The sequence below is a fragment of the Streptomyces roseofulvus genome (assembly GCF_039534915.1).
Classification (GTDB): domain Bacteria; phylum Actinomycetota; class Actinomycetes; order Streptomycetales; family Streptomycetaceae; genus Streptomyces; species Streptomyces roseofulvus.
In genome coordinates this window covers 6073507-6096338 of the sequence record NZ_BAAAWE010000001.1, presented here as the reverse complement: position 1 = coordinate 6096338, position 22832 = coordinate 6073507, and the positions used below count along the sequence as shown (strand labels likewise).

Sequence of the window (22832 nt, the reverse complement as noted above, 5' to 3'; positions counted from 1 at the left end):
GATCCGGAGTGAGAGCACGGGCCATGAGAATCACGATAGTCGGGGCCGGAATCGGCGGGCTGGCCACCGCGACGAGCCTGCACGCCGCGGGGTTCGAGGACGTCACCGTCTTCGAGGCCGCCGCCCGTCCGCGCCCGCCGGGGTTCGGTCTGAACGTCCTGCCCAACGCCGTCCGCGAACTGGCGGAGCTCGGACTCCTCGACGCGCTGCGCCACCATGCCGTGCAGACCCGGGAGCTGGTGCTGTGCACCCCGGCGGGCCGCCTGGTCTGGCGGGAGGACCGGGGGCTGTCGGCGGGTTACCGCTGGCCCCAGCTCTCGGTGTCGCACGCCCGTCTGCACGCGGTGCTGGAGGCGGAGGTACGGCACCGCCTGGGCGACCGCGCGCTCGTCACCGGCGCCCGGTTCACCGGCCTGGACGACGGGCCGGGCGGGACGCGGGCCGTCTTCGCGGACGAGGGCGGCGGCACGCGCGGAGTGGAGACGGACGTCCTGGTCGGGGCGGACGGCATCCACTCGGCCGTGCGCGCGTCCTTCTACCCGGACGAGGGCCCTCCCCCCGGCAACGGCGTGACGATGCACCGGGGGACCGTGTGGGCCCCCGGGTTCCTCACCGGGGCCTCCATGACCGTCCTCGGCGACGACCGGAGACGGCTGGTGCTGTACCCGATCGACCGGGACGAGACGACGGGCCGGTGCCTCGTCAACTGGGTCGCCGCCTTCCCGGACGCCTCCCCCGGCGGGCGCTCCGCCGCGGACGTCGACGGCCTGCGGCGACGCCTCCTGGGCGAGTTCGGCGACTGGTCGCCGCCGGAGGTGGACCTCGCCCGGCTGTTCGCGGACACCGAGCGGATCCACCGGTACCCGATGACCGACAGGGACCCGCTCCCCCGGTGGACCTTCGGCCGCGCGACCCTCCTGGGGGACGCCGCCCACGCGATGTACCCCGCCGGGTCCAACGGCGCCACCCAGGCCGTCGTCGACGCGCGGGTGCTGGCCCGGCACCTCGCCACGTGCTCCGACCCGGGCGACGCCCTGCGCGCGTACGAGGCGGACCGGCTGCCGCAGATGACGGAACTGCAGAGGAGCAACCGCTCCATGGGGCCGGAGAAGGTGCTGACGCTGGCGCACCAGCGGGCGCCGGGGGGCTTCGAGCGGATCGAGGACGTCTTCGGCGCGGAGGAGCTCGCGGAGATCTCCCGCGGCTACGCGGCGACAGGGAAGTTCGATCAGGACTGGGTCAATTCGCGGCCCACGCTCTCCGTCGGCCCGCGTCGGCGGCCGGCCGTGCGGCGCGAGAAGGAGAGTGCGGAATGACGGACACGGACACGGGTACGAACACGGGCGCGGGCACGGTCACGGCCACGGCCACGGGCACGCGGGGCGACGAGGCCGCCGCCGTCAAGGAGACCGGCTTCATCACGGCGGTCATCAGGGCCATGGAGCACGAGCGCCCCGACGCCTACCTGGCGGACCACCACGCCGAGCTGCTGAGCACGCCGCGGTCGCGGCTGATGGCGCGGGAGGCGCTGGCGGCCGGCGGCACGGTCGGCTCGGTGATCGTGCGGGGGCGGTTCGGCGACATCGCTCTCCAGGAGGCCGTCGCCGACGGGGTCACCCAGGTGGTGTGCCTGGCGGCGGGCAGCGACACGCGGGCCTGGCGGCTCGGACTCCCGGCCCGCACCCGGTACTTCGAGGTCGACCTGCCGGGCCAACTGGAGGCGAAGGAGGCCCTGCTGGCCCCGGTCGCGGACCAGCTCGCGTGCGACCGGGTGGCGTTGAGCGAGGACCTGCGCGGCGAGACGTGGCCGCGGCGGCTGAGGGAGGCGGGTCACGAGCCGGGCCGCGCCACGGTGTGGATCGTCGAGGGACTGCTCCCGTACCTGCGCCTCGAGCACTTCGCCGGGCTGCTCTCCCGGATCAGGAGCCTGTCGGGCCCGGGTTCCGTGCTGCTCGTCGACGCCCCGCACAGCGCGTACTTCCGGGACCCGGCCAATGAGGAGTTCCTGGCGTTCATGGCGTCCCGGGGGTCGGCGTTCCGGCTCGGCCTGGACGACCTGGGCGGTCTGCTGGGCGCGCACGGCTGGCGGGCGGAGGCGTACACGCTGGGCGGGCTCGCCGAAGGCACCTGCTCCTGGGTGCCGGCGCCGCCCGCGCGGCTCTGCCCGCCCCGCGACCACCACTGGGTGGCCCGCGCGCGGCTCGCCTGAGGTCCCGCCGCGGCTCGTCCGCACCCGTGCGCGACACCGGGGGCGCCACGACGCACCGCCGACCACCGGCGCGGGGTGAAAAGCCCACGTGCACACGTGCAATGACACCGTGTCGGGGCGACGACCCCGCTGGTAGCGTCGACGGCGTTGCCGGGATCCAGGCACAGGCCGACGTCCGGGCACGGCTCGACGAACCTCAGAGACGAAGCCCCCGTCACCCCCTGGTCGGGGGCGCTTCACCCTGACAGCCGCCGGGCCGCCCGGCGCTCTCCGGGTAGCACGACCCGGGCCGGCGACCCGCACCGCGCCAGACCCGGCGGTGGCGCCCGCGTCACGACGCGGCGTCACCCCAACTCCTGTGTTCGAATGCCGAGTTGAGATCTTCGTCGATAGGGTGAGCACATGGAGTCGCGTCAGTGGGAGCGCCGCGCGGCCGATGCCGGGACAGCGGGCTCCCCCCACACCACCGCACGATTACCCGTCGCCCGCTCCTGGGCGCATGCCGCCGACCACAGCGAGGAACGCCCCCGTGAACACTGCTGACCTCGCCCGCCTCCAGTTCGCCGTGACGGCCGGGCTGCACTTCCTCTTCGTCGCCCTGACCCTGGGCCTCGTCACCGTCGTGGCCGTGACGCAGACCCGCGCCACCCGGGCCCGCGATCCCGAGGCACGGGCCACGGGCCTGCGGCGGGTGCGCTTCTGGGGCGGCCTGTACGTCATCAACTACGCGCTCGGCATCATCAGCGGCATCGTGCAGGAGTTCCAGTTCGGTCTGAACTGGTCCGGCCTGTCGCACGCGATGGGCAACGTCATCGGCGCCCCGGTGGCCATCGAGACCATCGTCGCCTTCTTCCTGGAGTCCACCTTCCTCGGCATGTGGGCCTTCGGCTTCGGGCGCCTGTCCGCCCGCGCCCACCTCGTGCTGATCTGGCTGGTCGCGCTCACCGCGTACCTCTCCACCTTCTGGATCATGGTGGTGAACGGCTTCATGCAGAAGCCGGTCGGCCACGAGACGAGCGGCGGCGTCACCCGCGTCACCGACTGGGGCGCGCTGCTCACCAACGGGGCGACCTGGTACGCGCTGGTGCACATCGCCGGCGCCGTCGCCCTGCTCGCCGGCCTCTTCCTCGCCGCCGTCAGCGCCTCCCACCTGCGCCGTGACCACGAGGTCGCGTTCTTCCGGCCCACCCTGAAGCAGGGCGGCATCCTGGCGGCCGCCGGCGCGCTCGTCACCGTCGTGGCGGGCCTCGTCCACCTGGACGAGCTGAAGAGCTACCAGCCGGCCAAGCACGCGGTGGTGTCCGGGGAGGGTCCCTCGCCGGAGGAGCTGAACGCCGCCCAGGTGGCGCAGTACGGCCCCGGTGACTGGCTGCCGCCGGAGTGGGTGGCGACACCCGCCCTGATCATGATCTTCATCGGCATCGTCATGCTGTTCGTGTCGTGGATCCCGGCGACCGCCGCCCGCCGGACGGCCGTGCCGCCGTCCCGCAAGCGCATCCGGATGTGGTTCGCCATGGCGCTGCTCCCCTTCGGGTTCATCGCCCTGCTCGGCGGCTGGCTCACCCGCGAGGTGGGCCGCCAGCCGTGGGCGGTGAACGGCGAGCTCACCGTGGCGGAGGCCGTGTCGGACACCTCCTTCGGCGCCATGCTGGCCACGGTCGTCGCCCTGACGACGGTCCTCGTGCTCCTCGTCGTCGTCGACTGGGCGCTGATCACCCACTACGCCCGGCTGGGCCCCGACGCGGCCTTCATCGGCGGGGCGGACCCGCTGCCCGGACCCCGGGACCCGTCGGACCCCGACTCCCCGCGGGACCCCTTGGACCCCGCCGCCCCCGGCGGTGCCGATGTCCGCTTCTCCTACTGACCGACCGACCCCACCATCTGACGGGACGCCACCGTGGAAGTCTTCTGGTACGCCCTGACGGGCCTGTTACTCGCCGGATACCTGGCCCTGGAGAGCATCGACTTCGGCATGGGCATGCTGCTCCCCTTCGCCCGGTCGGAGCGGGACCGCGAGCGCGCCCGCCGGGCCGTCGTCCCTCTGTTCCTCGCCAACGAGGTGTGGCTGGTCGCCTTCGCCGGCCTGCTGCTGGGCGCCCTGCCGCTGCTGGAGGGCCCGCTGCTGACCGCCCTGCGGATCCCGATGGTCCTGGTGCTGGCCGCCTGGGTGCTGCGGGACGCCGCCCTGTGGTTCCGTGCCGCGCTGCCGTCCGACGGCTGGCGCCGCCTGTGGGACGTCGTCCTGCCCGCCGCCAGTCTGGTGCTGGCCATGGCGTGGGGGACGCTCCTGGCGGCCCTGATCCGCGGGCTGTCCACGGACGGCGACGGGCAACCGGTGGCCGCCCTCTCCGATCTGGCCCACCCCTTCTCCCTCGCCTGCGCGGCCGTCGTCGTCGTGGGCGGCCTCCGCCAGGGCGTGCTCTTCGCCGCCCGGCGGCTGCCCGGGGCCGACCCCGAGCAGGCCCGGCTCGCCCGGCTCGCCGGCCGGCTCCACTGGCCCCTGGTCGGTCTGGTCCTGCTCGCCGCGGTGACGGCGGCCGGAGTGACCGGCGCCCCGGTGGCGGTGACCCTGGTGGGCGTGGCCGCCGCGCTCGGCGTCTTCGCGTCCGAACGGCTCCGTACGGCGGGCCGCCCCGGCGCGGCGCTGCTGCTCGGCACCGCCCCGGTGCTCGCGCTGCCCGCGGCGGTCGGCGTCGTCAACGGCACCACGGTCCTGGCCACCCGCTCCGGCACCGGCGCGCTCACCCTCACCGAAGCCGTGGCGGACTCGGCCTCCCTCGGCCTCCTGGCCGTGGTGGTGCTGCCCGTCCTGGCCGCCATCGCCTACGGGCAGGTCTGGATGTGGCGCGTCTTCGCCCCGCAGGGCCCCCGGGCCCACTGAGCGAACACCCGGAGCCGCGCACGCGCCCGCATCCGTCGGGCCGTCCGCTCCGAAGTACAGGTGAGGCACGGCGGTCGAGCGGTGGGGCGAAGGGCGGGAGCGGACGTGGTGGAACGACGCAAGGCGGCGGTCGTGGGCGCGGGGGTGGCGGGTCTCACGGCCGCCTACGTCCTGGCGGCCTCGTACGAGGTCACCCTGTACGAGGCGGAAGGGCGGCTCGGGGGGCACGCCCACACCCGGGAGCTCCCCGGACCCGGCGGGCGGGCGATCGCCGTGGACTCGGGGTTCATCGTGCACAACGAGCGCACCTACCCCACCCTGCTCCGGCTGTTCCGGGAGCTGGAGATCGGTACGCAGGACGCCGAGATGAGCATGTCGGTGCGGTGCGACGGTTGCGGTCTGGAGTACGCCGGCGCCCGGGGCCCGGCGGGGCTGTTCGCCTCGCGGGCCGCGCTGCGGGGCAGGTACCTGCGGCTCCTCGCCGAGGTGCCGGCCTTCCACCGCGACGCCCGGCGCCTGCTGGCGCGCGGGGCCCCCGCGGACGTCACCTTCGGGGACTTCCTGCGCGAGGGCGGGTACTCCTCCTACTTCGTCAGTCACTTCGCCCTGCCGCTCGTCGCCGCCGTGTGGTCCTGCCCCGCCCGCACCGCGCTGTCGTACCCGGCCGCGTACCTGTTCGCCTTCCTGCGCCACCACGGGCTGCTGTCGATCACCGGCTCCCCGCAGTGGAAGACCGTCACCGGCGGTTCGTCCGCCTACGTCGCCGCGGCCGCCAAGAGCGTCCACCGCGTCCGTGCCGGCAGCCCGGTCGAGGCCGTCCGGCGCACCGGCGGCGGCGCCCTCGTCACCACCGGTGACGGCGCGGGCGAGGCGTACGACGCCGTCGTGATCGCCACGCACCCGGACCAGGCGCTCCGCCTGCTCGCCGACCCCACCGACGACGAACGGCGGCTCCTGGGCGCCTTCCGCTACTCCCGCAACCCCACCGTGCTGCACACCGACACCTCGCTCCTGCCCCGCTCCGCCGGCGCACGCGCGAGCTGGAACTACCGCATGACCGGCTGCGAGCCGTCCACCGCTCCCGTGCGCGTCAGCTACGACATGGAGCGCCTCCAGCGCCTGCCCGCCGGCTCCGGTTACGTCGTCACACTGGGCGGCGACGACGGCATCGCACCGGACCGCGTGGTGGAGCGGATGGTGTACGAACACCCCGTCTACACGCCCGCGTCGGTCGCGGCGCAGAAGGAACTGCCCCGCCTCAACACCGGGGTGACCGCGTACGCGGGCGCCTGGCACGGATGGGGCTTCCACGAGGACGGCTGCCGCTCCGGCGTCGAGGCCGCCCGCTCCCTGGGAGTCCGCTGGTGACCCGCACCGGAGGCGGCGTCGTGTCCACGGCCCCCGTGCGCGGGACCTCCGCGGCGCTGTACGAGTGCGTGATCACGCACGTCCGCCGCACGCCGCTGCACCACGCGCTGCGGCACCGCACCTACCTGTGGTGCGTGGACCTCGACCACCTGCCGGTGCTGCCCCGGCCGCTGCGCCCGCTGGCCCGGTTCGACGCCCGCGACCACTTCGGCGGCACCTCCGGGTCCCTCCGCGCCGGGCTCGACGCCTTCCTCGCCGCGCACGGCGTCGACCTGGGCGGCGGGCGGGTGGTGATGCTGGCGCACGCCCGGGTGTTCGGGTACGTCTTCAACCCGCTGAGCGTGTACTGGTGCCACGACGCGTCCGGCGCCCTGGTGTGCGTCGTCGCCGAGGTCCACAACACGTACGGTCAGCGGCACTGCTACCTGCTGCGGACGGACGAGGCGGACGAGGCGGCGGTGGACAAGGAGTTCTACGTCTCCCCGTTCTTCGCGGTCGAGGGCCGCTACCGGATGCGGCTGCCGCTCCCCGGGGAACGCCTGGCCCTGACCGTCCACCTGGAGCACGACACCGGCAGGGCGTTCACCGCCGTCGTCCGGGGCCGCCGCCGGCCCGCCACCGTGCCCGGTCTGCTGGCCGCGGCCGCGCGCAGGCCCTGGTCCACCGCCGCGGTGTCGGCCGGCATCCGCCGCCACGGTGTCCACCTGCTGCTGCGCGGGCTGCCCGTGCACCCCCGTCCTCGTTCCGCCCCGCAGAAAGGCATGCCGTCGTGACCCGCTCCGCCCTCACCTCCGAGAGCCGCACCCTGGACGTCCCCGGGCGGACGCCGCCGGGCAGCCGTGCGGACGTCGACGCCGGCCGCTGGCCGGACGTGGCCCGGATCCCCCCGGCCGGCCCGGCCCGGACCGCCGTCGCCCGGTACCTGGTGGGGCGCGCACTGCGCCGGCTGGACCTGATCGCACCGCCGGCGGGTGCCCGCCCGGCGACCGTCGGGCCGCGACTGGTCCTGCACGACCCGGACGCCTTCCACCGGCGCGTCGGCCGGCACGGGCTGATCGGCTTCGGCGAGTCCTACATGGCCGGCGAATGGGACAGCGACGACCTGGCCGGCGTCCTGACCGTCCTCGCCGGCCACGTCGACGAGCTGGTCCCCGCCCCGCTGCGGCGGCTCCGCGGCCTCTGGGTGTCCGCCCGCCCGGCCGGCGACCGGAACACCCGCGACGGGGCCCGTACCAACATCCAGCGCCACTACGACCTGTCCAACGACCTGTTCGCCGCGTTCCTCGACCCCACCCTCACCTACTCCTCCGCGATCTTCCGTGCCTTCCCCGCCCGCTTCGACTCCCTCGCCTCCGCCCAGCACCGCAAGATCGACCGGCTCCTGGACCTCGCCGGCGCCGGCGAGGGCACCCGACTCCTCGAGATCGGCACCGGCTGGGGCGAACTCGCCCTGCGGGCCGCCGCCCGCGGCGCCCGGGTCACCACCCTGACCCTCTCCGAGGAGCAGGCGGCCCTGGCCCGCGAGCGGATAGCGGCGGCCGGGCTCGCCGACCGGGTGGACGTCCAGCTGCGCGACTACCGCGACATCGAGGGCCGGTACGACGCCGTCGTCAGCGTCGAGATGATCGAGGCGGTCGGCGCCGACTACTGGCCGGCCTACTTCACCGCCCTGCGGCGGGCGCTCGCCCCCGGCGGCAGGATCGCCCTGCAGGCCATCACCATGGGCCACCGGCAGATGCTCCACACCGCCGCCACCCACACCTTCATCAGCAAGTACGTCTTCCCCGGCGGCCTGATCCCGTCCCGCGAGGCCATCGCCGCGCACTCCGCCGCCGCCGGTCTGCGCACGGCCGCCGACGACGGCTTCGGCGAGCACTACGCCGAGACGCTGCGGCTGTGGCGCGAACGGTTCACCGCCCACCGCCCGGTCGTCACCGGCCTCGGCTTCGACCCGGTCTTCCAGCGCATGTGGGAGTTCTACCTCGCCTACTCGGAGGCCGGATTCCGCTCCCGCTACCTCGACGTCCGCCAGCTCCTCCTCACCGAGGGAACGCCCCGATGAGGGCCGCCGACCGACCCGCGCGGCCCCTCGGCCACGTCGTCCCCGGCCCCCTGCCCGTGCGCGTCCGCGCGTGGGACGGCAGCGTCGCGGGCACCGCGGACGCGCCCGACCTCGCCGGCGCGTCGCCCGCGTTCCCCGAACGCCGCATGGGCGGCGTCGACCAGATCCGCGCCGTACGGCCCACCCGCGAAGGAGCGTCGGACATGCCCGCCACCCCCGCCGCCTGGCACGCCCCCGCGAGCCCGGCGTGAGCGCCACCGACTGGAGCGCCCTCGGCGTCAACCTCGCCGCCACGGCGGGTGCGGCGCTGACGGTGCTCCTCGCCACCTTCGCCGTCGGCGTACGCCGCGGTCTGCACCGTATCGTCGACATCGCCTGGGGCATCGCGTTCGCCGCCGTCGCCGTCGTGACCTGGCTGCTGTCCGCCGGGCACGGCGACGACGGCCGCCGCCTGCTCGTCGCGGCGGCGACCGTCGTCTGGGGCCTGCGGCTGGCGGCGCACATCGCCCACCGCTCCCGGGGACACGGCGAGGACCCGCGCTACACCGCCCTCCTCGACAAGGCGCCCGGCAGCCGGACCCTGTACGCGCTCCGTGTCGTCTACCTCGGCCAGGGGGCGCTCGTCTGGCTGATCTCCCTCCCCGTCCAGGCCGCCTCCTACAGCTCCGCGCCCCTGGACGCCCTGGCGTACGGCGGGCTCGCGGTGTGGGCGACCGGACTCGCCTTCGAGGCCGTCGGCGACCGCCAGCTGGCCCGTTTCAAGGCGGACCCGGCCAACCGGGGACGGATCATGGACCGGGGCCTGTGGGCGTGGACGCGGCACCCGAACTACTTCGGGGACAGTCTCGTCTGGTGGGGCCTGTACCTGCTCGCCTGCACCGGCTGGCAGCCGGCCCTCGCCGTCCTCCTCTCCCCGGTCCTGATGACCCTGCTCCTCACCGTCGGCAGCGGCAAGCGCCTCCTGGAGAAGCACATGGCCGACCGCCCCGGCTACGCCGCCTACGCCGCCCGCACCAGCGGCTTCTTCCCGCTGCCGCCGCGCGGACGCGCCCGGCGCGACCCGTGAGGGGGGACCCGCCGCGGGGCGGCTCCGGCCCGAACGGCCGGAGCCGCCCCCGGCGGGGACGTCCCCTCGGTCAGGAGGGATCGCCGTACTGGAGGCCGCGGCCGTTGGTGCCGACGTAGACGCGGCCGTAGGTGTCCGGGTCTCCGGTGATGACGCCGACGCCGCCGATGCTGCCCCACTGGTGGGCGTCGTCGTTGACGCGGAGCCAGGTGGCGCCCTTGTCGGTGGAGCGGAAGACGCCGGTGACGTCCTTGACCGTGCCGATCAGGTACAGGGCCTGGTAGGAGGCGCCGGGTGCGGCCTTGCCGAAGCCGAGGGCGGAGGCGGACTTCACCGTGGTGAGCGCGGTGAAGGTGCGGCCGCCGTCGGTGGAGTGCAGCAGCCCCCGGCCGCCGCCGGCGATCCACAGGTCTCCGGCGACGCCGGGCACGGCCGTGAGCCGGCCGTCGGCCGGCAGGCCGGTGGCCCGGGCGGTGAAGGTCGCCCCGCCGTCGGTGCTGGCGTGCAGCGTGCCGCCGGACAGGGAGTAGAAGGTCCTGGCCGAGGCCCGGTCGGCGACGACGACGGCGTCGGTGCCCAGTCCGCCGACCCTCGACCAGCTCGCTCCCCTGTCGGTCGACCGGTACGGAACCTCGCCGGCCTGGGTCCAGACGACGGTCGTGCCGTCGGCCGCGAGCGCGACCCGGCCGTCCTGGGCACCGGCCACCGGCTCGGACCCGAAGCCCTTCCAGCTGATGCCGCCGTCCGTGGAGTAGGCGCCGTCCTGCGCGCCGCCGCGGCCGACGCGGACCATCGTCGACGGCGTGGACTGGGCGAAGTCGATGTCCGTGCTGTTGGTCATCATCGGACTGCTCAGCCGCCCGGCCGGCACCTTGTTCAGGTCGACGTGGCGGAAACCGCCCTGGTCGCCCATGGCGGTGACCACCGTGGCGCCGCCGGGCGGGGCGACCGCGTCCATCAGGGCGGTCTCCTCGAGTCCCCGCGCCCCCGGGGTCCAGTGGCTGGTGCCGCCGGTGTCGGTGGCGGCGGCGTCCTCGCTGCGCCAGATGCCGTTGCCGGTGCCGTACAGCACGTGCCCCGAGTCGAAGGGGTCGATGGCCAGGGCGGTCATCCAGTGCCCGGTGTGGTCGCCGATGTAGGGAGCGGCGGAGGCGTTCCGCACCGTCTTGTCCGCCAGCGCCTTCCAGGTCGTGCCGCCGTCGGTGGAGCGGTAGATCTCGTCCTCGGGCCACCAGCGGCCGAGGGTGGTGACCATCACCGTGGACGGCCTGCGCGGGTCGACGGCGAGGCCGGAGAACCCGTAGCCGCCCCGGGACGGGGAGACGTCCTTCCACGTCCCGCCGGCGTACTTCCAGACCGAGCCCCCCGTCACGCCGTTGGGCCCGAGGTTGTCGGTGTACGTCAGGTACAGCGAGCCGTCGCCGGAGAGCACGCCGTGCTGCGGCAGTCGGCCGGTGGGCTGCCCGGGGACGGCGTGCCAGGTGGAGCCGCCGTCGGTGGAGCGGTAGAGGGAGGCCGAGCGGTCGGCGACGCCGACGTAGATCGTCCTGCTGCCGGCCGGACCGTACGTCACGAAGGAGACGCCGGCGCCGGTGCCCGCCCCGTCCTTGACGGGGAACGACGACACCTGCCGCCAGGTCGCGCCGCTGTCCGTGCTGCGCCACAGGCCGTTCTTCCGGGTGCCCAGCAGCAGCACGCGGTGGTCCGACGGGTCGACCACGAGCCGCTCGCCGGCTCCGCGCCCGTCCTCGTTGCCGCCCAGTTTGAACGGCAGGTCGGTGCGCCGGAAGGTGCGGCCGCGGTCGGTGGAACGGAGGATCGCTCCGTTGCCGGCCCACTCGTTGGTGTAGGTGCCGGTCGCGAGGTAGAGCCGGTCGGGGTCGACGGGGTCGGTGGCCAGCGCGTCGATGCCCAGCAGGTTCCAGTCCTTCTCGCCGAGCCAGTCGGTCAGCGGGATCCACTGCTCGGCGGCGGCGTCCCAGCGGTAGGCGCCGCCCATGTCGGTGCGGGCGTACAGCAGCCCCTTCGCCCGGGGGTTGAAGACCAGCCCGGTGACGTAACCGCCGCCGACCACCTGCGCGTTGCGCCACCGGTACGGTCCGGCCGCGGCCGACGGGGCGGTGGCCACCTTGACCAGCTTCCACTGCTGGTTGGCGGTGCCCCTGCCGGGGTACTGGATGATCCCCGCGCCCTGGGCCGTGGATCCTCCGGAGACGTCCAGGACGAGGCCGCTGGCGCGGGAGGTGAAGGTGACGGCGTCGGAACCGCCCACCGTGTCGATCCGCCACTCCTGGGAACGGGACGCGCTGTCGGTCTGCTGCTCGGCGGCGGCGGACCGCGCGGTCGAGCCGCCCGCCACGCCCAGCACCTTGCCGCTGTTGCGGTTCACCAGCTCGTGGTAGCCGTCCCCGGTGGACCGCAGCCTCCACTGCTGGTTGGCGGTGTTCTGGTCGGTCCACTGCTGGATCCGGGTGCCGTCGGCGGTGGAGAAGCCGTTGACGTCCAGCACCTTGCCGCTGCGCACCGACACCAGCCGGTAGTAGGCGCCGGCGTCGACGGTCGCGGCCTGGGAGTCGTCCTGCGTGAGCAGCAGGTACGGGACGACGGCGGCGGGGACGCCGATCACCAGGGCGGTGGCGCTCCAGCGGCGGCGGTGACGCCCGCGGATCCTGCCGTGCTTGGAATTGCTCATGGGGGTGTGCTCCTTGCGTGTCGCGGGGGATCGGGCGGCTCAGCGCCGCAGGGTGAGGACACCCGGCCGGTACGGCAGCGCGTCGTACGGGCCGCCCGCGCGGGGGGACTTGCCCTGGTAGAGGAACTGCAGGTTGCAGGGGTCGACGGTCATGGTCTGGTCGGGGCCGACGCGGACCAGATCGCCGTGGCTGATGTCGTCGGTCCAGGTGGCGCCGCTGTTGGCCTTGCCCGCGAAGGGGTTGCTCTCGGTGGCGGCCTGCGGGGTCCACGTGCCGTTCAGGCTGGTGGCGGTGAACGAGCGGAAGTAGCGCCGCTCGTTCGCGCCCCGGGCCTCGACGATCATCAGGTACTGGTTCCGGCCCTGGACCCTGTAGACCTGCGGGGCCTCGAAGAGGTTCTTCTCCGTGTCCTTCATGACCGTGGTGTACGAGGAGCCGAAGCTGCCGGGGAAGTTCCCGATCGGCATGCTCGCCCGGTAGATCCGCCCGTTGTCGCCGGCGAAGAACAGGTACATGTTCTTCTCGTCGGCGATCAGGGTCTGGTCGATCGGCCCGGTTCCGGACTCGGCGCGCGGAATGCCTCCGGTGAACAGCGGCTGCGGCGCGGACCAGCCGTGGGGGTCGGCGGGGTTGCCCGACGTGCGGTAGCTGAAGGGCCAGGCACCCCACTGGTAGGCCAGCACCCAGATCTTCTTGGGCGCGAAGTAGAAGAGGGTGGGCGCCACGGCGTTCTGGCCCATCTTCGTCTGCGTGGCCGACGCCATGCCGGACCACTCGGCGAAGGGGCTGAACGCCATCGAGCCGTACGAGGTGCCCGAGGCGCTCGACGCGTAGACGAGGTGCTTGCCGCCCACCGTCGCATGGGTGAAGTCCTTCACCGCGGCCCACCCGTTCGCCGGCTGCGCGAGGGGACCGGTCGAGCTCCACCTGTACGTCGAGGGCAGCGGGCAGGTGCCGCCGCCCGTGCCGGTGCGGACGGTCCACTTCTGGTTGCCGACGGAGGCGCAGGCGTACAGCTGGAGTGGGGTGCCGGTCGCGGTGGCCGCGCCGACGGCGTCGAGGCACCGGCCGGACTGGACGCCGGTGATCGAGCCGTCGCTGTTGACGTTCCACCGCTGGTTGGCGCCGTCGTTGCAGTCCCAGACGATCACCGGGGTGCCGTTGGCGGTGCCCTTGCCCTGGGCGTCGAGGCACTTGCCGCCGGAGACCTTCAGCTGCTTGCCGGCGGTGTGGGTCCAGCGCTGGCCGGGCTGTCCGTCGCAGTCCTCCAGCCGCACGCGGGTGCCGTTGGCGGATCCGGGGACGCCGACGCAGCGGCCGGAGGCCGTGCCCTTGATCTCGCCGCCGCCGGCGGCCGGCTCGACCGGGGCGGTGCCGGAGCCGAGGGCCTTCACGACCGCGCCGTACGCGGGCTTGGGCTTGCCGCCGCCGTCGAAGAGGAGGGGGCTCTCGTCGCCGCGCCAGGAGTCGCTGTCGCGGACGCCCCACACCGTGATGCCGGTGCAGCGGGGCACGGACAGGCAGGTGCTGACGGTGCGCGCGTACGCGGCGGGGGACGCCTGGGCGATGTCCAGCTCGGTGATCTGGACGTCGACGCCGAGGGCGGCGAAGGCGTCCAGGGTGGTCCTGAAGCTCGCCGGCGGGCCGTCCGCCCCGAAGTGGCTCTGGAAGCCGACGCAGTCGATGGGCACGCCACGGGACCTGAAGTCCTTGACCATGCGGTGGACGCCCTGGGTCTTGGCGTCCGACCAGTTCTCGATGTTGTAGTCGTTGTAGCAGAGCTTGGCCGAGGGATCGGCGGCGCGGGCGGTGCGGAACGCCTCCTCGATGAAGCCGTCGCCCAGCACCTTCTGGAAGACCGAGTCGCGGAGCCGGCCGCTGCCGCCGTCGGCGAAGGCCTCGTTCACCACGTCCCAGGCGTAGATCTTGCCCTTGTAGTGGCCTATCTGGGTGGTGATGTGACGGTTCATCACCTCGCGCAGCGTCTTCGCGTCGCGGATGGCGGCGACCCAGGAGGGGAGCTGCGAGTGCCAGACCGTGGTGTGGCCGCGCAGCCGCTGGCCGTGCGCCAGGGCGCGGTCGACGATCCGGTCCGCGGCGCCGAACTCGAAGCGGCCGCGGGACGGTTCGACGGCGTCCCACTTCATCTCGTTCTCCGGGGTGACCATGGAGAACTCCCGGTCCGCGATCGCGGTGTACGCGGAGTCGCCGAGCCTGCCGGCGGCCACCGCCGTGCCGAAGTACCGGCCCGAGGGCGCCGCCTGGGCGCCCAGTCCGGCGGCTCCGGCGGAGCTGGGGAGGAGCGTCACGACTCCGGCCACCAGTGCCGCGGCCGACAGTCCTGTCACCCAGGTCCGGCGCCGCCGGCGGAGCCGGTGCAGGCCCTTGCCGGTCGCCCGGGGTTCGAGGGTGTGTTGCGTCATGTGAGGGGAGCTTTCTTCAGGGGATGCGTCAGCGGGGGAAGCCGTGACCTCGCCGCGCCCCCATGCGAGGACGGGTCGGCGGGAAGGCCCCCCTGAAGTGGAGGCTTCCGGGCAGGCGGCCGCGTAACAGAAAACTCGCGCCGCCCGGTGGATCGCCCGGTGACACATCTCGCAGGCGGAAAGCGTTATGCGGGACGCCGTTCCCCGGTCGCGGCCGGTGAGGAGGGGGCGCCGCGCCGACGGTCCGGCTCAGGCCCCGGGGCCGCGCACGAGGAAGGATGCCTGGCCGGCGAAGGCCCGCGTACCGTCGGAGCCGTCGAGCCAGATGCCGCCGTCGCGGTGGCGGAGGACCGATCCCGGGTAGTTGTGCGCGTGCAGGGTCACGGACCCGGCGACCGCCCCGGGACGGGGGCAGAAGGTGGCGTCCTCGCGGAACAGGGCGCTGCCGTCGTCGGTGCTCAACCGCAGCCGCAGGTAGTGGTGGCGGAGGTACCGCCCGTCCGCGGCGCGGAAGGTGACGCACCGCGCGTCGGCCAGTCCCCCGACGACCGTGAAGGTGGCCCGCTGACGTGCCTGCGCGCCGCTGGACGCGGCGACGCCGCCGAGCGCCGCGAAGTCGCCCGTGTACGTGACGAACCGGCCGGGACGGTCCGCGGACTCCAGCGACCGCGCGCCCAGCGGGACGGTGCCCGGGACGGCGGACGGACTCGCCGGGGACGGTGCGGCCGGGGCAGCGGTGGTTCGGGACGCAAGGGGCGTGGGTGTGCCGGCCGTGGGAGCGGCGGTGGCGCCGGGCGCCCGGGGCGCCGGTTCGGGCCAGGTCAGGTAGGTCGCCGTGCCGGCGACGAGCACCGCGCCGGCCGCGAGGCTCACCAGCGGATGGGCGGTCACCGCCTGGAGCTTGCCGATCAGCGCGCCCTGCACACCGCCTCCGCCGGTCGCCGTGGCGACGGCGACCGGGGCCGCGGCCAGCCCGGCGGCGCTCGCCGCCGTACCCGACAGCAGGCCCTTGGCGGCCAGCGCGGCGATCAGCGCGGCCGGGACGGCCAGCGTCGTGAGGCTGAGGGGCAGCAGTTCGGCCGGAACCCGCTCCGCCGAGGTCGCCGTGCACACCGGGCAGTCACGCGTGTGCCGCGCAATCCGCTTGCGCCACACCGACGCCGGCCGGCCGTCCCAGCCGGCGACGGTCTCCCCCAGGCCCGGGCAGCGCGGGTCGGCCTCCAGCGCGGCGACGATCGTCCGGCACAGCTCCAGCTGCTCCCGCATGCGCTGCAGGCGCACGCCGGCGTGCGCGACCGTGAGCCCCGTCGCGGCGGCCATGTCCTCCCGGCTCAGCAGACCGGCGCATTCCTGCCACCACAGCGACAGCAGCACCCGGTGGTCCGGGTCGAGCCACCGGCCCGCCTCGACGACCCGGCGCCGCTCGTCCGACACGTGCAGCCGCAGAATCGTCACGTCCACCGGCTCGGCGCCGGCGTCGGGTATCCGGCGCGCCTCGTCGATGCCCGTGGTCCGGTCGGCGAGGGCGTGCTGCCGCTGCCAGTGGGTGTTGATCTGCCGGAGCGTGATCGACACCAGCCAGGACCGGAAGCTCTCCGGGGCGCGCAGCGCGGGCAGGTCCCGCACCACGCGCAGCAGGGTCTCCTGGACGACGTCGTCGACGTCGGCATGTCCGCTCAGCGCCCGCCCGACGATGTTGTAGACCAGCGGCAGGTAGGCGGCGACCAGCTCCTCGCGCGCCCGCCGGTCCCCGGCCTGCGCCGCGACGACCAGCCGCGCGTGGTCCCCCTCGATGAGCCCCATTCCCACCTTCTCCAGGGGAGCGCCCCTCCCCGTACGGCCCGCGGGCCGGCGCCCCTACTTCACCGGCTCCAGAATCGCCACGCACTCCACATGATGCGTCATCGGGAACAGGTCGAACGCGCGCAGGGTGCGGACCCGGTAGCCCGACTCGCGGAAGTAGCCGAGGTCGCGGGCGAGGGCGGCGGGGTCGCAGGCGACGTAGGCGATGCGGCGGGCGCCGAGGCCGGCGAGGTGGCGGACGGTCTGCTTGCCGGCGCCGGCTCGGGGCGGGTCCAGGACGATGAGGTCGACCTCGGTGATGCCGGTGCGCGGGAGGACCGCCTCGACCTTGCCCTGTTCGACGCGGACGCGGGGGAAGCCGGCCAGGTTGTGGCGGGCGTCCTCGACCGCGCGCTTGCCGGACTCGATGCCGAGGACGGCGCCCTGGTCGCCGACCCGGTCCGCGAGGGCGCCGGCGAAGAGGCCGACGCCGCAGTAGAGGTCGAGGGCGGTGTCGCCCTTGCGCGGGAGGAGGCCCTGCATGACGGCCCTCATGAGGGTGTCGGCGGCCTTCGGGTGGACCTGCCAGAAGCCGCCGCTGCCGACCCGGTGGGTGCGCTCGTCGGCGCGCTCGCGGACGAAGGCGCGGCCGTGGACGCGGTGGACGCCGCCGTCCTTCTCGTCGACCCGCATCACCGAGACCGGCTTGTCGAGCTCGACGAGCGGCAGGCGGGCGCCGGGGCGGGGGGTCAGGATGACCTGGCGGTCGTTCGAGCCGGAGGCGGCGATGGCCTCGACGGCGGCCATGCCGTCCCAGGTGCGGGATTCGATGCCGAGCTCGGAGACGCCCTGCGCGGCGATCATGCAGTGGTCGATGACCTGGACCTCGTGCGAGCGGTGCTTGCGCAGGCCCGCGCGGCCCTCGTCGTCGACGGCGTACTGGACGCGGGTGCGCCACTGCGGGACCTCGCCCGCCGGGAGCTTGTCGCCCTCGGCCGGGACGACCGTGCCGTCCCAGCCGGCCTCCTCCGGGGTGAGGCCGGCGAGCCGCTTCAGCTGCTCGGCGATCACCTCGCCCTTGAGGCGGCGCTGGGCGCCCGGCTTGGCGTGCTGCCAGTCGCAGCCGCCGCACTTGCCGGGGCCGGCGAAGGGGCACGGGGCCTCGATGCGGTCCTTGGAGGCGTCCAGGATCTCGACGGCGTCGGCGCGCAGGAAGCGGCTGCTCTCGTCGCCCTCGGTGACGCGGGCCCGGACGCGCTCGCCCGGCAGCGCGTGGCGGACGAAGAGGACGCGGCCCTCCTCCGTACGCGCGATGCAGTGGCCGCCGTGTGCCACCGGGCCGACCTCGACCTCGTACTCCTCCCCGATCAGGGACGTCACAGGGGTGTTCTGCATGATCGGGGGCTCCAGAGACAGAGGGGGAAGAGAAAGGGGGCTGCTGTTCGGACAGCAGCCCACCAGTCTAGTTGCTCTTCGCGGTCGGTTCCTTCTTGGCCTTCTCGACCGGTCCGCGGCGGACCGAGCCCGGCGCGTTCCACTCCTGGCGCTTGCCCGCCCGCTTCTTCGCGGCCTCGGAGGACTGGAGCTGGTACGGGACCGAGGTCACCATGACGCCCGGGGTGAAGAGCAGCCGGCCCTTGAGGCGGAGCGCGGACTGGTTGTGGAGCAGGTGCTCGTACCAGTGGCCGACGACGTACTCGGGGATGTAGACCGAGACGGCGTCGCGCGGGCTCTCCTTGCGGAGGTTCTTCACGTACTCGATGACCGGCCGGGTGATCTCGCGGTACGGGGAGTCGAGGATCTTCAGCGGCACGTTGATGCCGCGCCGCTCCCACTCCTCCTTGAGCGCCTTGGTCTCCGCCGGGTCGACGTTGACGGTCAGCGCCTCCAGCTCGTTGGCGTGGAGCAGCTTCGCGTAGGCGAGGGCCCGGAGGGTGGGCTTGTGGAGCTTGGAGACGAGGACGATCGAGCGGACCCGGGAGGGGCGCACGTACTCGTCGGGGCGCTGCTCGGCGGCGGCGATCTCCTCGGCGACGGAGTCGTAGTGGCGGCGGATCGCGGTCATCGTCACGTAGAAGATCACCATGCCGAGGAGGGCGACCCAGGCACCGTGGGTGAACTTGGTGGCGAGGACGACGACGAGGACGAGGCCGGTGAAGAAGCCGCCGAAGGCGTTGATCGCGCGGGAGCGGATCATGTGGCGGCGCTTGGCCGGGTCCCGCTCGGTGGTCAGGTGCCGGTTCCAGTGCCGGACCATGCCGATCTGGCTGAGCGTGAAGGAGACGAAGACGCCGACGATGTAGAGCTGGATGAGGCGGGTGGAGTCCGCGCCGTAGATCCAGACGAGGAGGGCGGCGGCGCCGGCGAGGAGCACGATGCCGTTGGAGAAGGCGAGGCGGTCGCCGCGGGTGTGCAGCTGGCGCGGCAGGTAGCGGTCCTGGGCGAGGATCGAGCCGAGGAGCGGGAAGCCGTTGTACGCCGTGTTGGCGGCCAGGAAGAGGACGAGCGCGGTGGCGGCGGCGAGCAGCACGAAGAAGAACGTGCCGTCGCCGAAGACGGCCGCGGCGACCTGGGAGATCACCGGGTCCTGGACGTAGCTCTCGCCGACGGGGACGCCGTTGACGAGCAGGTCCTCGGCGGGCTTCTCGGCCATCCGGACGTCGGTCGCCTGGGCGAGGAAGATGATGCCGCAGAACATGGTGACGGCGAGGCCGCCCATGAGCGCGAGGGTGGTGGCGGCGTTCTTCGACTTCGGCTTGCGGAAGGCGGGGACGCCGTTGGAGATGGCCTCGACGCCGGTGAGGGCGGCACAGCCGGAGGAGAAGGCGCGCAGCAGCAGGAAGATCAGGGCGAAGCCGGCGAGCCCCTCGTGCTCGGGCTTGATCTCGAAGCCGGCGGTGGGGGCCTGCATGGTGTCGTCGAGGACGAGTCCGCGCCAGGCGCCCCAGGCGATCATGCAGAAGACGCCGAAGACGAAGACGTACGTCGGGATGGCGAAGAGGCTGCCGGACTCCTTCACGCCGCGGAGGTTCATCACGGTGAGGAGGACGATGACGCCGACGGCGCAGGCGACCTTGTGCTCGACGACGAAGGGGATCGCGGAACCGAGGTTCTCGATGCCGGAGGAGATCGAGACGGCGACGGTGAGGACGTAGTCGACGAGCAGGGCGCTCGCGACGGTGAGTCCGGCCTTCGGACCGAGGTTGGTGGTGGCCACCTCGTAGTCGCCGCCGCCGCTCGGGTACGCGTGCACGTTCTGCCGGTACGAGGCGACGACCGTGAACATGAGGACGACCACGGCCAGCGCGATCCACGGGCTGAAGTGGTAGGCCGACAGACCGGCGGCGGAGAGGACGAGGAGGACCTCGCCCGGTGCGTACGCCACCGACGAGAGGGGGTCGGAGGCGAAGACGGGGAGGGCGATCCGCTTGGAGAGCAGGGTCTCCCCGAGCTTGTCGCTGCGCAGGGCCCGCCCGATCAGGATCCGTTTGGGCACGTCGGTCAGTTTGGACACGCAGAGGATCGTAAGCGTTCGAAAAGAGCCATGCGCACCGGCACCCCCGATCGGCACCGAATCTCCCTGAGTATCACCTCGGATGCGGTCCCGGCCAGCGTTGCCGCTTAAGCTCGGACCGGGCAACCCGGCAGGGCGTTGCCCGCCACGGCCCGGGCCGATCGGGCGAGGAAAGTTGTGAGCAGGGTGTTTTCGCAGGTCAGCAAGGCGATCAGGAGTGCGGGGTAACGGGGACGTGCACATCGTCATCATGGGCTGCGGGCGAGTGGGAGCCGCTCTCGCGCAGACCCTGGAGCAGCAGGGCCACACGGTCGCCGTCGTCGACCAGGACCCGACGGCTTTCCGCCGTCTGGGCTCCGGCTTCGGCGGGCGCCGCGTCACCGGCGTGGGCTTCGACCAGGACACGCTGCGTGAGGCGGGGATCGAGGAGGCCGGTGCCTTCGCCGCGGTGAGCAGCGGGGACAACTCCAACATCATCGCCGCCCGGGTGGCCCGCGAGATGTTCGGCATCGAGAACGTGGCGGCGCGGATCTACGACCCGCGGCGCGCCGAGGTGTACCAGCGCCTGGGCATCCCGACGGTGGCGACGGTCCGCTGGACCGCCGACCAGATGCTGCGCCGGCTGCTGCCCTCGGGCGCGGAGCCGCTGTGGAGCGACCCGAGCGGCGGCGTGCAGCTGGCCGAGGTGCACACGTCCCCGGCCTGGATCGGTCACAAGATCAGCCGGCTGCAGGACGAGACCGGGGTGCGGGTGGCCTTCCTGACCCGGCTGGGCGAGGCGATCATCCCCACCTCGCAGACGGTCCTCCAGGAGGGGGACCTGGTCCACGTGATGATGCGGGTGGACGAGATCACGAAGGTCGAGGCGGCGTTCGCCGAGGGTCCCGAGGAGGGCGGTCACTGATGCGGGTCGCGATTGCGGGCGCGGGTGCGGTGGGCCGTTCCATCGCGGGCGAGCTCCTGGAGAACGGCCACGAGGTCCTGCTCATCGACAAGGCGCCGACCGCCATCTCGGTGGAGCGGGTTCCGCAGGCGGAGTGGCTGCTGGCCGACGCCTGTGAGATCACCTCGCTGGACGAGGCGGCGCTGCAGCGCTGCAACGTGGTCATCGCGGCGACCGGCGACGACAAGGTGAACCTGGTCGTGTCGCTGCTCGCGAAGACCGAGTACGGCGTGCCGCGGGTGGTCGCCCGGGTGAACAACCCGAAGAACGAGTGGCTGTTCAACGAGGCGTGGGGCGTGGACGTGGCCGTCTCGACGCCGCGTCTGATGTCGGCCCTGGTGGAGGAGGCGGTGAGCGTCGGCGACCTGGTCCGGCTGCTGCGCTTCAGCCACGGCGACGCGAACCTGGTGGAGCTGACGCTGCCGCCCGAGTCGGCGATGGCGGGGACGCAGGTGGGCGAGGTCGCCTGGCCGCAGGACACCTCGCTGGTGACGATCATCCGCGGTTCGCGGGTGCTGACGCCGGGCGCCGAGGAGACCCTGGAGGCCGGCGACGAGCTGCTGTTCGTGGCGGCGCAGGCCCGTGAGGAGCAGCTGGAGGAGCTGCTCCAGGTCCGCCGGGAGCCGGCGGAGTAGCGGGAAGCGGACACGGGGAAGGGCCCGGGACCGTCGACTGGTCCCGGGCCCTTCGCCGTACGTCGGGGCGGGCGTGCTACGCGTCCGGACCGGCCTGGGCGGCGGCCTTTCGCTCCCGCTCGGCCTTCTCCTCCGCCTCCATCTCGGCGAAGACGTCGATCGGCGGCGGCGCCTTGGCGAGGAAGACCCAGGTGAGGTAGACGGCGAGCAGGAAGGGCGGGATCTTCAGCGCGACGAGGACCCAGCCGAGCTGGGTGGTGTCGGCCCACCAGTAGAGCGGGAAGAGGATCGCGCACTTGGCAAGCAGGATGAGGCCCCAGGCCCAGCTGGCCTTGGCGTACGCCTTCTTCCGTCCCGGGTTCCGGGTCCGCCAGGAGAGGTTCTCCTTGAAGACCGGGCCGAGGATGAGGCCGATCAGCGGGACGCCGGCGAGCGTGGTGATGATGTACGCGAGGCCGAGGCCCAGGGTGTACAGCATGCCGGGGAGGTAGAAGTCCTTGGCGTTGCCGGTCATCATCGCGAAGACGACGCCGAAGCCGACGCCGAAGACGCCGCTGAAGGCGTGCTTGACGGTGTCGCGGCGGGCGAGCCGTACGACGACGAGCAGCAGGGAGACGGCGAGCGCGGCGATGGCCGAGCTCTTGAGGTCCTTGTTGATCGTGTAGATCGTGACGAAGAGCAGTCCGGGCAGGACCGTCTCGACCATGCCCCGGACGCCGCCGAACGCCTCGAACAGCGCGGCCTCGGTCACCGCCTTGTCGGTCCGGGCGTCCTGGTCCGGGGTCGGCGGTGCGGTGGTCGGCTTGTCGACGGACGTCACCGGCTACTCCTGTCCGAGCGGTCGGAGCTCGTATTTGGGGTTGAAGAGGACCCGCCGGCCGTGGCTCATGGAGATCCGGCCGGAGGCGATCAGCTTGCGGCCCGGTTCGATGCCCACGATGGAGCGGCGGCCCAGCCAGACGACGTCGAGCGGCGCGGTGCCGTCGAAGAGCTCGGCCTCCAGGGCGGGGACACCGGCGCGGGGGCGCAGGGTGACCGTGCGCAAGGTACCAGTCACCTTGACGATCTGGCGGTCGGAACAGTCCGAGATCCGGGTGCAGCCCGAGGCCGCCGTGTCCTCCTGGAGCTCCTCCGACTCCAGGTCCTCCGGCGAGGAGGAGAGCCGGTCGAGCATCCGGCGGAACCGGCCTGCCGGCTTGTCGGTACGGGGTGCAGCACTCATACCTGAAAGCGTACCGGCCACGGCCTCGGCCGGA

General features: G+C 73.4%; 18 protein-coding genes. 11 read left to right on the top strand and 7 right to left on the bottom strand.

Annotated features, from left to right (window positions below; all coding sequences use genetic code 11):
• Positions 1-23 precede the first annotated feature (23 nt).
• The 9 genes from ABFY03_RS28145 to ABFY03_RS28105 all read left to right on the top strand — a co-directional run bounded on the left by ABFY03_RS28145 (position 24) and on the right by ABFY03_RS28105 (position 9586).
• On the top strand, positions 24-1316 hold the full coding sequence (locus tag ABFY03_RS28145) for an FAD-dependent monooxygenase (RefSeq protein WP_346171097.1): 1293 nt from the start codon (positions 24-26) through the stop codon (positions 1314-1316).
• Complete coding sequence (locus ABFY03_RS28140; protein WP_346171096.1) at positions 1313-2209, top strand: class I SAM-dependent methyltransferase; 897 nt, start codon at positions 1313-1315, stop codon at positions 2207-2209. The genes ABFY03_RS28145 and ABFY03_RS28140 overlap by 4 nt, the downstream gene beginning before the upstream one ends.
• Before the next feature lie 529 nt (positions 2210-2738).
• Positions 2739-4073 (top strand): cytochrome ubiquinol oxidase subunit I, encoded by a 1335-nt coding sequence (locus ABFY03_RS28135; protein ID WP_319010858.1) that lies wholly within the window; start codon positions 2739-2741, stop codon positions 4071-4073.
• Between the two features lie 33 nt (positions 4074-4106).
• Positions 4107-5090, top strand: coding sequence for a cytochrome d ubiquinol oxidase subunit II (locus tag ABFY03_RS28130; RefSeq protein ID WP_319010859.1), 984 nt, complete (start codon positions 4107-4109; stop codon positions 5088-5090).
• 108 nt (positions 5091-5198) lie between these two features.
• Complete coding sequence (locus ABFY03_RS28125; protein ID WP_346171095.1) at positions 5199-6458, top strand: NAD(P)/FAD-dependent oxidoreductase; 1260 nt, start codon at positions 5199-5201, stop codon at positions 6456-6458.
• Positions 6455-7231 carry a DUF1365 domain-containing protein gene (locus ABFY03_RS28120; protein ID WP_346171094.1) on the top strand — a complete coding sequence of 259 codons (777 nt, stop codon included), beginning with the start codon at positions 6455-6457 and terminating at the stop codon, positions 7229-7231. Before ABFY03_RS28125 ends, ABFY03_RS28120 begins: the two co-directional genes overlap by 4 nt.
• Positions 7228-8520 (top strand): class I SAM-dependent methyltransferase, encoded by a 1293-nt coding sequence (locus tag ABFY03_RS28115; protein ID WP_428838197.1) that lies wholly within the window; start codon positions 7228-7230, stop codon positions 8518-8520. Before ABFY03_RS28120 ends, ABFY03_RS28115 begins: the two co-directional genes overlap by 4 nt.
• Positions 8517-8771: a hypothetical protein gene (locus ABFY03_RS28110; protein ID WP_319010862.1), complete on the top strand. Its 255-nt coding sequence runs from the start codon at positions 8517-8519 to the stop codon at positions 8769-8771. The genes ABFY03_RS28115 and ABFY03_RS28110 overlap by 4 nt, the downstream gene beginning before the upstream one ends.
• The gene (locus ABFY03_RS28105) at positions 8768-9586 is read left to right on the top strand and encodes a DUF1295 domain-containing protein (protein ID WP_319010863.1); all 819 of its coding nucleotides are present in this window, start codon (positions 8768-8770) and stop codon (positions 9584-9586) included. The genes ABFY03_RS28110 and ABFY03_RS28105 overlap by 4 nt, the downstream gene beginning before the upstream one ends.
• 70 nt (positions 9587-9656) lie before the next feature.
• On the opposite strand, the gene ABFY03_RS28100 is transcribed toward ABFY03_RS28105, so the two are convergent.
• The 5 genes from ABFY03_RS28100 to ABFY03_RS28080 all read right to left on the bottom strand — a co-directional run bounded on the left by ABFY03_RS28100 (position 9657) and on the right by ABFY03_RS28080 (position 19998).
• Complete coding sequence (locus tag ABFY03_RS28100; protein ID WP_346171093.1) at positions 9657-12278, bottom strand: RICIN domain-containing protein; 2622 nt, start codon at positions 12276-12278, stop codon at positions 9657-9659.
• A gap of 39 nt (positions 12279-12317) precedes the next feature.
• The gene (locus tag ABFY03_RS28095; RefSeq protein ID WP_346171092.1) at positions 12318-14702 is read right to left on the bottom strand and encodes a non-reducing end alpha-L-arabinofuranosidase family hydrolase; all 2385 of its coding nucleotides are present in this window, start codon (positions 14700-14702) and stop codon (positions 12318-12320) included.
• Between the two features lie 249 nt (positions 14703-14951).
• Positions 14952-16505, bottom strand: a complete 1554-nt coding sequence (locus ABFY03_RS28090) for a sigma-70 family RNA polymerase sigma factor (RefSeq protein WP_346171091.1) — start codon at positions 16503-16505, stop codon at positions 14952-14954.
• A 54-nt stretch (positions 16506-16559) separates the two neighbouring features.
• Entirely contained in the window at positions 16560-17879 is a 1320-nt protein-coding gene (locus ABFY03_RS28085) for a class I SAM-dependent RNA methyltransferase (protein WP_319010867.1), read from the bottom strand.
• A 67-nt stretch (positions 17880-17946) separates the two neighbouring features.
• Positions 17947-19998 carry an APC family permease gene (locus ABFY03_RS28080; RefSeq protein ID WP_319010868.1) on the bottom strand — a complete coding sequence of 684 codons (2052 nt, stop codon included), beginning with the start codon at positions 19996-19998 and terminating at the stop codon, positions 17947-17949.
• A 235-nt stretch (positions 19999-20233) separates the two neighbouring features.
• On the opposite strand from ABFY03_RS28080, the gene ABFY03_RS28075 reads away from it, so the two are divergent.
• The gene (locus ABFY03_RS28075; protein WP_030496284.1) at positions 20234-20902 is read left to right on the top strand and encodes a potassium channel family protein; all 669 of its coding nucleotides are present in this window, start codon (positions 20234-20236) and stop codon (positions 20900-20902) included.
• Positions 20902-21576 carry a potassium channel family protein gene (locus ABFY03_RS28070; protein ID WP_319010869.1) on the top strand — a complete coding sequence of 225 codons (675 nt, stop codon included), beginning with the start codon at positions 20902-20904 and terminating at the stop codon, positions 21574-21576. Before ABFY03_RS28075 ends, ABFY03_RS28070 begins: the two co-directional genes overlap by 1 nt.
• A 76-nt stretch (positions 21577-21652) precedes the next feature.
• On the opposite strand, the gene ABFY03_RS28065 is transcribed toward ABFY03_RS28070, so the two are convergent.
• Positions 21653-22396 carry a DUF3159 domain-containing protein gene (locus ABFY03_RS28065; protein WP_319010870.1) on the bottom strand — a complete coding sequence of 248 codons (744 nt, stop codon included), beginning with the start codon at positions 22394-22396 and terminating at the stop codon, positions 21653-21655.
• Between the two features lie 3 nt (positions 22397-22399).
• Entirely contained in the window at positions 22400-22798 is a 399-nt protein-coding gene (locus ABFY03_RS28060) for an OB-fold nucleic acid binding domain-containing protein (protein ID WP_078868359.1), read from the bottom strand.
• Positions 22799-22832: the final 34 nt, after the last annotated feature.